The 1,987-nt window shown below is 31.0% G+C and carries 2 protein-coding genes and 1 rRNA gene; 1 reads left to right on the top strand and 2 read right to left on the bottom strand.

Annotated features, from left to right (window positions below; genetic code table 11):
- Window positions 1–347: 347 nt before the first annotated feature.
- Window positions 348–734, top strand: a complete 387-nt coding sequence (locus tag FFM55_RS09705; protein ID WP_042494697.1) for a hypothetical protein — start codon at window positions 348–350, stop codon at window positions 732–734.
- A gap of 196 nt (window positions 735–930) precedes the next feature.
- On the opposite strand, the gene FFM55_RS09700 is transcribed toward FFM55_RS09705, so the two are convergent.
- Both FFM55_RS09700 and rrf read right to left on the bottom strand, forming a co-directional pair.
- Window positions 931–1,536, bottom strand: coding sequence for a TrmH family RNA methyltransferase (locus FFM55_RS09700; RefSeq protein ID WP_042494698.1), 606 nt, complete (start codon window positions 1,534–1,536; stop codon window positions 931–933).
- Window positions 1,537–1,891: 355 nt separating this feature from the next.
- Window positions 1,892–1,987, bottom strand: a 5S ribosomal RNA gene (rrf, locus tag FFM55_RS09695); the annotation flags it as partial.

Here is a 1,987-nt window from a genome sequence, read left to right as displayed (position 1 = left end):
GAAGACCCTACACATTTGTTCTATCGAAACGATATTCAGTTTTCAATGATCAACGTTGTTGTCTCGCTGACAACTTAATTAATAATACAGAACTCATACGAATTTGTCAACATCTTTTTTAAATGTTTCTTCGAAATCACATATTGTCTAATGCAAATTCATTGCATAAACATATAACTTAAATGAATCGATTATTAATAATTGTACGTCTTGCAAAAGACAACTTTTATATAATAACCCCTTATGCAACATAATGCAAGTGTTTTTAACAACTTTGTTTATAATAATAATTTTTATTACGTGTTATACTAATTTAAAAGATAATATATACATTAAGGATATAGGTAATGTCAAATAAAAACAATAAAATAGATGCCAACCAATTTTTAGCAATGCTACTCCAATATAGCCGTGATTTCCACTATAATCACATTAATGTTAGTGTTCGTCTAAACAGAAACCCAGCTTATACAAGACAAGTAATGAACATTAAATTAAAACGCATATCTAAAAAATATGGTAATGATGAACGATTATATGCAGCTATGACCGCTGATGAAGGACAAGCTTTTCTTTTATTAATGAATAAACTTAAGGAAGAAATGTTTGCTAATTTCAGCCAAAAAATAACTTGGCATACTGATTTATTAGATCGAAACGATCAAGAATTTGGTTATCGTCAAATCCGTGAACGTGATCAGTATAATAATTTAGAATTTGAAATTAACTTATAATACCACTATCGACAATATTATTTTAAAATTGCACCCCTATTCAATCTTAATTATACTGAGTGCACGAAAAAAGAAGCCAGTCACTAATAAGAAATATTTCGAAAGCTAAATATTTATTTTAACTTTCAAAATATCTCTTAATGTAGTACTCGGCTTCTTTTTTAGGTTAAATTTTAAATGCCTAAATATTTAACGATCAATCAATTGGTACTGGATGTTGTGCCGTATATAATGCTGCAACAATACCATGGGCAACAGAAACATTTAATGAACGTACTGACCCTGTTTGAGGAATATAAATCATTTTGTCAGCTGCCTTAATTAATTCGTCTGCTAGCCCAATTTGTTCTTCGCCAAACAGAAAGACACTCTTTTTAGGAAATGTCGTTTCAAACACATTATGTAGTTCATAACCTGGTGTATTATCTACTGCGTAAATGACATAATCTTCTTGATGCCATTTATGAAACAACTTCTGATAATCCATTATCCGATGATGACTAATATGTTCATAATGTTGTGCGCCAACTGCCCCTTTTTTATTCCATTTCTTAGCACCTTCACTATTTTCTTTATCCATTGGATTATCAGGGTTTAAAAAAACAATTTCACGTCCCGAAAAAGCATTATGATTACGAACAGCAGTCGCCTTATTAAAATCATGCGTCAGATTTTGCAACACCGTTATCATATCTCCACGGCGCTGATCTAAGGCTTGCATGATTTGTTCATTAGTCATGCCCTTAAAATCAGACCCCAAGTTACGATAATCAATGCTGTTCTCTAAATTAATATGACTCATTATGTACCTCTATGTATTATTATCTTAGACTATTATACATAAATATCCTTGCCATTTCATTTAGTAATTATAGGCTATTTTTATCACGTACTATCAATTTATATGCCATTATGCTGTACTAGATTGACTTCAAATTTAAAAACATGAAATTTATTCAGTACTTCTTTTTATAGCATCCAAATATGTGGCTTATCAATTTTTTATTATTCATTCTAGTCAATAATAAATCCCGTTGTTGATAGATTTTTTTCAATCAATAAATTTTAAATCTAAGCACCCTACTTAAAAAGACGGTATTTATTGTATTTGTACACAAAAAAAGAGTTCACATTTTACTGTGAACTCTTTCCAAATTGCATCGCGACGTCCTATCCTCGCAGGAGGCGATCCTCCAACTACTTTTGGCACTACTGAGCTTAACTTCTGTGTTCGGTATGGGAACAGGTGTGAC

Origin of the sequence: Weissella sagaensis (assembly GCF_005405285.1) — a bacterium.
GTDB lineage: Bacteria > Bacillota > Bacilli > Lactobacillales > Lactobacillaceae > Weissella > Weissella sagaensis.
Note: the sequence above shows the minus strand (reverse complement) of the source record. Positions and strands in the feature narration are given on the sequence as shown.

Excerpts from the sequence above, each read along its gene's own strand:
- FFM55_RS09705 (WP_042494697.1), top strand. The coding sequence starts at position 348 with ATGTCAAATAAAAACAATAAAATAGATGCCAACCAATTTTTAGCAATG.
- FFM55_RS09700 (WP_042494698.1), bottom strand. The coding sequence starts at position 1,536 with ATGAGTCATATTAATTTAGAGAACAGCATTGATTATCGTAACTTGGGG.